Annotated in this window: 7 protein-coding genes and 1 tRNA gene; all 8 read right to left on the reverse strand. The window is 50.9% G+C overall.

Annotation, left to right across the window (positions count from 1 at the left end):
* Window positions 1-19: 19 nt before the first annotated feature.
* Window positions 20-988 (reverse strand): tyrosine-type recombinase/integrase, encoded by a 969-nt coding sequence (locus tag ABFD83_05630; GenBank protein ID MEN6356549.1) that lies wholly within the window; start codon window positions 986-988, stop codon window positions 20-22.
* Window positions 989-1,113: 125 nt separating this feature from the next.
* Window positions 1,114-1,199: transfer RNA gene (locus ABFD83_05635), tRNA-Leu, on the reverse strand.
* A 71-nt stretch (window positions 1,200-1,270) separates the two neighbouring features.
* On the reverse strand, window positions 1,271-1,894 hold the full coding sequence (locus ABFD83_05640) for an MBL fold metallo-hydrolase (GenBank protein ID MEN6356550.1): 624 nt from the start codon (window positions 1,892-1,894) through the stop codon (window positions 1,271-1,273).
* The gene (locus ABFD83_05645; GenBank protein ID MEN6356551.1) at window positions 1,891-2,754 is read right to left on the reverse strand and encodes a tetratricopeptide repeat protein; all 864 of its coding nucleotides are present in this window, start codon (window positions 2,752-2,754) and stop codon (window positions 1,891-1,893) included. Before ABFD83_05645 ends, ABFD83_05640 begins: the two co-directional genes overlap by 4 nt.
* Window positions 2,751-3,194: a D-aminoacyl-tRNA deacylase gene (gene dtd / locus ABFD83_05650; GenBank protein ID MEN6356552.1), complete on the reverse strand. Its 444-nt coding sequence runs from the start codon at window positions 3,192-3,194 to the stop codon at window positions 2,751-2,753. The genes ABFD83_05645 and dtd overlap by 4 nt, the downstream gene beginning before the upstream one ends.
* 157 nt (window positions 3,195-3,351) lie before the next feature.
* Window positions 3,352-3,828, reverse strand: a complete 477-nt coding sequence (locus ABFD83_05655) for an ATP-binding protein (GenBank protein ID MEN6356553.1) — start codon at window positions 3,826-3,828, stop codon at window positions 3,352-3,354.
* Between the two features lie 150 nt (window positions 3,829-3,978).
* Window positions 3,979-6,204 (reverse strand): bifunctional (p)ppGpp synthetase/guanosine-3',5'-bis(diphosphate) 3'-pyrophosphohydrolase, encoded by a 2,226-nt coding sequence (locus ABFD83_05660; protein ID MEN6356554.1) that lies wholly within the window; start codon window positions 6,202-6,204, stop codon window positions 3,979-3,981.
* 4 nt (window positions 6,205-6,208) lie between these two features.
* Window positions 6,209-7,903 carry a single-stranded-DNA-specific exonuclease RecJ gene (gene recJ / locus ABFD83_05665; protein ID MEN6356555.1) on the reverse strand — a complete coding sequence of 565 codons (1,695 nt, stop codon included), beginning with the start codon at window positions 7,901-7,903 and terminating at the stop codon, window positions 6,209-6,211.
* Window positions 7,904-8,096: the final 193 nt, after the last annotated feature.

Consider the following 8,096-nt stretch of genomic DNA (forward strand, 5'->3'; position numbering starts at 1 on the left):
CTCCGCATTCTCATGCATTTCACTTCAGTCGTGTTCTATGTATTGATTGCCCGGCAAGTTGAATCCTATCACCCGGTGAATACATTCTATGCTTTTCCTGCACATCAGTCTGAGATACCTCGACATAACGTCGAGTCATAGATAAATCGCTATGGCCTAGTATCTTCTGCAGAGTAAATACATCACCACCAGCGCGTAAATATGAGACAGCAAAGGTATGACGAAAGGTATGCGGTGAACACCTAACTCCTGTGATCTTCGCTGCTTTAGCGCGCTTGGTAACTATCTGAGCTAATCTATTTCGATAGATCTCCTCTCCATAGCAGGTAACAAACAGTCTATCAGATGGTAGTTCTCCTCTATGGATAACATATGCCGACAGAGCCTGTCGTGTCGCCTTCCCGAATGGCACAACACGCTCTTTATCACCTTTGCCAATGATCAATATCGTTTGATCTGTCCAGGAAACATCGCTAAGCTTGATTGTACCAAGCTCACTTGCTCGAATCCCACAATCAAACAGTGTGAGCAAAATTGCCTTGTCTCGCACACCAGTGAAATCGTGCCCGCAGGTTTTAAGCATCCCTTCAATCTGCTCTATTGAGAATGTCTCGATTATGGTTTTCCGACGTTTTACCTTAGAGATCCCTGCTGTGGGACTCGTATCAAGGAAACCTTCTTTTACCAAGTAGTTAAAAAAGGTCCGTAGAGTAATTATGCTATGGTTTGCAGTAGAAGCACTATTGATCTGCGTTTGCTGGACGATGAAACCACGCAACATTTGCGGAGTTACATCAGCTAGTATGGCTTCAGGAGCAATTTCTTTGAGATATCTTTGGAAAGCTGTAAGTCTGTAGTTGTAGTAGATGATGGTATTTTCGGAGAGGTTTTTCACTCTGCAGAAATCAAGGAATCCTTCGATTGCTCCATGGATATCGATATGATCGTTTGCAAAGTAGTTGTATTTTGCCAGTTGTCCTCGGGCCATTTTGTGGCACCTCCAATAGGTGAAATGAACAGGACAGCTGAACCAAGTGATGAAGTTAGAAAAAAGAAAACCATGTGCGGTAGTTGGGAAAATAACTACCTCACATGGTTCATTTTTGAGCTCAATGGTGCCGAAGGCGGGAGTTGAACCCGCACGCCCTTGCGGGCACATGGTCCTGAACCATGCGCGTCTGCCATTCCGCCACTTCGGCTCGGCTGATTACAAATGAATTCTACCAAAACGTAATCGGTCTTGTCAATCAGTGTTTTGCGTATTGCGATCCTACAAAAACGGGTTTGACCGGCGCTCGATGCCAACGGTTGTTGATGGGCCATGACCGGGGTAGAGACAAGTCGAATCGTCAAGCGGCAGTATCTTCGTCTTGATTGAGTCGATAATCTGTTCGTGCGATCCGCCGAAATCGCTGCACCCAACGCTGCCAGCAAAGATTGTATCTCCACAGAAGACCCCTATATCGGTAACATAACACACACCGCCCTGAGTATGACCCGGAGTGTGAAGAATGCGTATCGTGGATTCGCCAAGGTGTATCTCGTCGCCTTCGTTGATGAGATCAGTAACGCTAAACGGCACGCGCTGCGACATGTCATAAAACGATTCTTCAAAGCCAAGGCTCTGGGTCAATGCGGGCAGATCGAGAGCCTGCAAGCCGATCCTTACATCATATCGGCTCGCTATCTCGCCCACGCAGAAAGTGTGATCGAAGTGGCCATGTGTCAGAAGGACCCACTCCACATCCAGATCGAGCGAGCTTATGTTCTTGATTATGATATCGGTGTCGTCACCGGGATCTATTACTGCGGCCTTTTTGGTCTCCACATCCCAAAGCAGGTAACAGTTTACCTGCAGCAGGCCTACTTCAACTACACGAAAATCCAGACTCAATCAGTCCCCTCAATTCCCCGTCTGGCAACGGCCAGATTGGCTGTATCATAGTAATCCATATCCTCAGCGACCCGATAGTGGACATTTGCACGCTTGATATCACCGCAAGCTCGATACGCCTCCGCAAGCACTGCATGATAGGGTCTCTCACCCGGTTTGAGCTTTAACGCGCGCTTAAGGGCTGCGACCGCATCGGAGTGAAATGATCCGCGCAGATACATCAGACCCAGTCTAAACGAATAATATGAGTCCGCGGGGCTGAAGATAGTCGCCTGCTGAAGCTCGACGATGGCATCGCCTACCCGGCCCATCCGACCGTATATATCGCCCAGCCAAAAGTGATAGAACCCGTCCGTCGGCGCGATCTGGACGGCCATCTCAAGTTGGAGCATCGCCTCGTCCCACAGCCCGACATGCGAGAGCGCTACGCCGAGTTTATATCTATAAAACGGGTTCATGGCATTAAACTGAGCGGCTTTTCGATACTCGACTATTGCTGCGTTCCACTTGCCGTATCGGCGATATATCTCGCCGAGGCTGTAATGGGGTTCGGCGCGCCTGGGGCTGATTCTGAGAGCTTTCTTATACTCGGCCACCGCCTTTACAGACAGTTCGGAATAGGCGTAGGCATCGCCCAGCCGTGTATGATAGCTGGGATTGGCCCCCTCCATCTCGACAGCCTTGCGGTAGTGCACAACCGCTTCACGCACCCGGCCCTCATGACTTAATGCGTCGCCAAGCTCCTGCTGATCGTAGGCGGTCTCAGGCTCGCGCTCGGCTGCGGGAGCGTTTGAGCGCATACGCTCCTCGAACTCACCAGACTCATGCTCGAACTCACCATCGTTGAATGCAATACTCATATTTCACTATCCAAAACCAGTGTTACAGGGCCGTCGTTTTCTATCGTAAATAGCATGTGCGATTGAAATCTGCCCGTCTGCACGGGTACACCGCACGCTGCCAGCACTGCCATAAAATCATTATACAACACCTCGGCCAATTCCGGAGCGGCTGCTTTATCAAAACCCGGTCTGCGACCTTTTTTGCAGTCCGCCATGAGCGTGAACTGAGAGACGACCAAAGCCTGCCCTCCAATATCGATCACGGACAGGTTCATCTTTCCCGCATCGTCCTCAAAAATCCGCAGGTTGGATATTTTCTCAGCGAGATAGTTGATATCTTTAGCACCGTCACCTTTGGCAACGCCCAGCAGTATAGCCAGGCCTCTGCCTATATGCGAAATCTGCTCGCCGTCCACACTCACGCTTGCGCTTTTTACTCGCTGGATTACTGCTTTCATCTCATTATCGGGGATAGGGGTTTGGGGCTAGGGGCCAGGAAAAAACGCCAGCCTCCATCCCCAGTTTTCCTTTCATTTATAAGGGATTCATTTTCAAAATGGACAGCACGTATCGGGAACAAGATTCCCAATACACAAAAATTTTCCATGCCATTCTTCAATATTCGAGCTCTTCACCTTCGCCAGAAGGTTCTTCAAACCGTTTAATGAAGTCACAAAGTGCTTCGTTTGTAACTTTTAGCGAATTGGCATCAGAACGCTTATTCCGTTCTTCCAACCGTTGAATTAATATTTCGGGGGCAACCTTAAAATAAAGCAGCTTCCATTCACAGCCATATTCTTTAATCAGACCCTTATATCTGTCTCTATCGGCCTTTGTCCAACAGCCGGTATCTAGTATTACAGATTTATTGTTCTTTAAGAGTTCTATCAGCCGATTATCAAACTCTTTGACGGCAGGTTCGTAATATTTAGAATACTCGGCTTCAGGATAGTCTACGCAATACCTGCCGTATTGCTCGAAAATAATTTCATCTACTGATAGACGAATCAAATCCTTGTTTTCTAGTTTTTTGGCATAAGTGGTTTTTCCAGAACCGGTCAACCCACAAAGCATATAGACAACTGGTTTCATGAATTTATCCACATCAGTTTGGTTGCGGCAGACTCACTTCCCAGACAAATAATCAATATACAATAATAGATAATAAATCCGTCTGCCCTCTCCCCCAGGAGTGAGTTCATAATCACCGGCACTCATTGCCTGTTGCCTATTACCTGTTTCTCACTTGCTCTTTCTGGACCTGTGAGCAGAGACCCTCTCGATATTGAGCACATCGGAAAGGCTGCCGACCTTGAGCATGATATCGTTCAAAGCCTCGACATTCGGCAGGTCTACGGTAAGGTCTATGCTTGCAGTCTTATCGACCAAAGTCTTGACTTTCGCGCCGGTGATATTTGTCTTAGACTCAGAGAATAGCGCCGTTATCTCGCTAAGCAGACCCATGCGATTGAGGGCGCGGATCGAAAGGTCCGTGGGATAACGCTCACCATTAGTCTCGACCCAGTTGATATCTACCAGGCGCTCAGGCTCGGTCGCTTTATATGCCGCAACATTAGGGCATGTGATCGAGTGCAGCGATACACCCTTACCCCGCGAGACATAGCCGATGACTTCCTCACCCGGAAGCGGCGCGCAGCACTTTGCCCGCGAGATCATCAGATTCTTCACTCCGTCGAGTGTTACCGCAAGTTTGCTCTTGCCCGTAGGCTTGGGAGCCTCTATGACCAGCGCCTCCGGCTTCTGCGGCTCAGGTATCTTTAGTCTGTTGACCACGCTGCCAAGCGCTACATGACCGTAGCCGATGGCGGCGTACAGATCATCTTCACTCTGGAGGTTTAGGGCTTTGGCGACAGCTAAAATGTCGCTGGCTTTTATCAGTTCCTTGGGCTCGTGGCCAAGCCTCTCAAGCTCACGCTCAAGCATTTCATGGCCCCTTGTGACATTCTCGGAATAGTGCGCCTTTCTGTAAAAGCCTTTGATTCGATTGCGGGCATGGGAGGTCTTTACAAACGCGAGCCAATCCAGGCTCGGCTGTGCGTTGGACCGGGTTATTACTTCGACTATGTCGCCGTTGTTGAACTTATACGTAAGAGGCACTATCCGACCGTTTACCTTGCCGCCTACGCAGTGGTTACCTACGTCGCTGTGAATCCTGTATGCGAAGTCCACAGGAGTGGAGCCTGCGGGCAGGTCAATAACGTCGCCTCTGGGAGTAAACACAAAGACCTGATCTGTAAAAAGATCGTTGATGACCGAGTGCAAAAACTCACCGGCGTCCTTGCTGTCGGACTGCCAGTCAAAGAGCTGCTGGCGAAGCCATGATAGCTTGCGCTCGAACTCATCGCCGGAGCGCATCCTCTCTTTATATTGCCAGTGGGCGGCCACACCAAAGTCGGCGACCCTGTGCATGTCCCACGTCCTGATCTGCACCTCCAACGGCTCGCCCCTGGGCCCAATCACCTTGGTGTGCAGAGATTGATACATGTTTGACTTGGGCTTTGCGATATAGTCCGAAAACCTCTCCGGAATCGGCATCCAGAGGTCGTGGACCAGCCCCAGCGCGTGATAACATTCCCCTACCCGGTTTACGATAACGCGGACCGCGGAGAGGTCGTATATCTCCGAAATGTCGACTTTCTCGCGCAGCATCTTCTGATATATGCTCCAAAGATGCTTCGGTCTGGCCTGGATCACTGCCTCGATGCCGTCCTTAGCCAGATGCCTCTGGATCATGTCCACTGCTTCGGCCAGATCGTCCTCACGCTCGCCGCGTGTGCCGGATACTTTCTCCGAGACCATCGCATAGGCTTCCGGTTCGAGATATTTGAACGCCAGGTCCTCAAGCTCCCACTTGATCTTCCAGATACCCAGACGGTGCGCAAGTGGAGCGTATATCTGCATGGTCTCACGCGCAATTTTGAGCTGCCGCTCAGGTGGAAGCTCGCCGAGGGTGCGCATATTGTGGAGTCTGTCGGCGAGCTTGATGACCATGACCCGGAAGTCGTGCGCCATGGCAAGGAATATCTTGCGCAGGTTTTCGGCGCTGCGTCTGAACTCGGCCCGGCGCTTCTTTGGCGCTTCAGTACGTTCCTCGATATCGTCGACCACGTCGAAATCGGCCATCTTCAGCTTGGTGACGCCATCGACCAGCTCGGCAATCTCCCCACCGAACTTCTGCTTTATATCGTCATTCGAGTAGTCCTGGTCTTCGACCACGTCATGCAGCAGAGCGGCTGCGACGCTGGCTGTGTCCATCTCGAGGTCGGTCAGAATATCGGCTGTCGCCAATGGGTGGATAATATAAGGCTCGCCGGACTCGCGCTTCTGGTCTTTGTGCGCCTCGGAGGCGAACTTGTATGCGCGCCGGATTAGATCCGTATCCGCCGCATCGTTATACTCCAGTACCTTGCTGATTATAGAGTCGATATCGGCCATCTGAACTATCACGATATTACCTGATTGCCTTGCAGACCAACTGCACTGACTCGACACCATTGAACTTATTTAGTTTAACATGGTAACACATATCTATGCTCCCGCCAAGCTCAAGACGGTCGCAAAGCTCACCCATTCTGAACGCGATGCAGTCGATTGCGGGACCCTTTTTGCCCTGCACTTTGAGCTTGAGGTGAGAGCCGTCCCCTACCCTCTGCTTCTGCAGAACCTTGAGGTTTGTCGTCATAAAAACAGGCTCGCGATTTCCCTCACCGAAAGGCTCCATCGATGCCAGCATATCCGCCAGATTACGGTCGATATCCTCGGGAGCGATCTGGGCGTCTATATCGATATGCGGGACCATCTCGTCTGCAGATATTGTCTCGGATGCCTGAGCGCTGATCTGCTCCTCAAAGGATGGAATGTTCTCCAGCGGGATAGTAAAGCCAGCAGCCAAAGCGTGGCCGCCAAAATGCGTAAACAAATCTGAACATTGCGCAAGAGCATCACGCATGTGAAAAGCATCGATGCTGCGCGCCGAGCCGACACCCATACCTGAGGATTCGTCGCGGGCAATCAGTATAGTCGGCCTGCAGTGGGTCTCACAAATCTTACCAGCCACTATGCCGATAACACCCGGGTTCCAGCCGTCATTCGAAAGCATGAGAATCCTACTTGAGTCGATATCTCTGTTTTCGAGGTCGGCATTAGTCTGAGCCAATATTTTCTCCTGCTCGATCTTTCGGTTGGAATTATGCCTCTCCATATCCAATGCAAGAGCGCTCGCTTCTTTCTCATCTTTGGTCAAAAGGAGCTGGAGCGCGGCGCAGGCATCGGCCATCCTGCCGACTGCGTTGATCCTGGGGCCCAGGACAAATGCGAGGTAGTGCGCGGTCATCTGCTTGCCTTCAAGACCGGTGGTCCTGATCATGGTCTTAAGACCGATCTTCTTGCTGGAAGCCATAGCGTCCAAGCCGCATTTCACGATTGCGCGGTTCTCGTCGAGCAGGGGAACGACATCAGCAACTGTCCCAAGAGCGGCAAGGTCGACAAAACGAGAGACGAAAGACATCTCATCGTGCCCCAGCAGCCGGACTAATCCCTGGGCAAGTTTAAGCGCCACGCCTACCCCGGCAAGCCCCGTAAACGGATACTGTGAATCAGACCTCTTGGGGTTAATGACCGCAACCGCTTCAGGCAGTTCGTCTCCGGGATCATGATGGTCTGTAATAATCAGATCGATGCCCAGTTCTTTGGCGCGCCGGGCTGTCGAGACGGCATTTATGCCGCAGTCACAGCTTACGACCAGTGAGCAGCCTTTCTTTGCCGCCGCGTCTATTGCGAAGGGTTTTATGTCGTAGCCGTCTCTCTGGCGGTGCGGCAGCAGATAGTCGACATTTGCTTTTAAGGCACGTAGGGTCCTTACCAGCAGGGCTGTGCTTGTGACGCCGTCGACATCATAATCGCCGTGGATGCATATCTTTTCGCCAGAGACGATTGCGTCGGCAAGGCGCTCGACACCCGCCTCCATGTCGACAAGCAGGTATGGGTCGTGCATCTGCGATAGCGAAGGGCTCATGAAACGATCTAGATCAGAGACTGACTTTACGCCCCTGTTTACGAGCAGTTTACAGATGACAGGAGCCGTGCCGGTCTGTTCGTGAAGGTTCCTGGCGGCAGACTCATCGCAATCTATTACTTTCCAAATCACTTGATCCAAGCGCATCCCCTAAAAAGTTGCGGGATTAAAATCCCTGATACCCCGGGTCCGGGATTCAAGAGGCTGTCTCAAATCCCATTAGCCTTATATACATAATCGACCATATTTGCGTATATTATCTGTGATCGCCAGATTGATACAATCAAACGTTTGATATTAGCAAGATATTGCCTTGCATCGGCAT

Source organism: Armatimonadota bacterium (assembly GCA_039679645.1).
GTDB lineage: Bacteria > Armatimonadota > UBA5829 > UBA5829 > UBA5829 > UBA5829.